The organism is Streptomyces diversicolor, assembly GCF_057537855.1.
This window is the reverse complement of record NZ_BAAJXA010000153.1, coordinates 1-588: the sequence shown is the minus strand read 5'-3', so window position 1 is coordinate 588 and position 588 is coordinate 1. Positions and strand designations below refer to the sequence as shown.

Genomic DNA, 588 nt, shown 5'->3' with positions numbered 1-588 from the left:
TCGGTGGTGTCGATGGGTGCGCCGGTTGCTCATTCGCGGGTGTATGTGCTGGATGAGGGTTTGCGTCCGGTGCCGGTGGGTGTGGTGGGGGAGTTGTATGTGGCGGGTGCGCAGGTGGCGCGGGGGTATGTGGGTCGTCCTGGTTTGACGGGTGAGCGGTTTGTGGCGTGTCCGTTCGGTGTGGCGGGTGGGCGGATGTATCGGACGGGGGATCGGGTGCGGTGGTCGGCCGGGGGCCGGCTGGTGTTCGCGGGGCGTGCGGATGAGCAGGTGAAGATCCGTGGGTTCCGGATCGAGCCGGGTGAGGTCGAGGCGGTGCTGGCCGTGCATCCGGCGGTGGCGCAGGCTGCGGTGGTCGCCCGTGAGGATGTTCCGGGGGACAGGCGCCTGGTGGCGTATGTCGTTCCGGTCCCTGGTGAGGACGCGGCGCCTGAGGGGCTGGCTCGGCAGGTGCGCGCCTTCTCGGCGGAGCGGTTGCCGGAGTACATGGTGCCGTCGGCGGTGGTGACGCTGGAGGCGTTGCCGTTGACGGTGAACGGCAAGCTGGACCGCAGGGCGCTGCCCGCGCCGGAGTATGTGAGTGGGGGT

1 protein-coding gene is annotated in these 588 nt (G+C 69.9%); it reads left to right on the top strand.

Annotation, left to right across the window (positions count from 1 at the left end; all coding sequences use genetic code 11):
* On the top strand, positions 1–588 hold a 588-nt coding region (locus AC27LF_RS45590), incomplete at both ends, for an AMP-binding enzyme (RefSeq protein ID WP_487231316.1).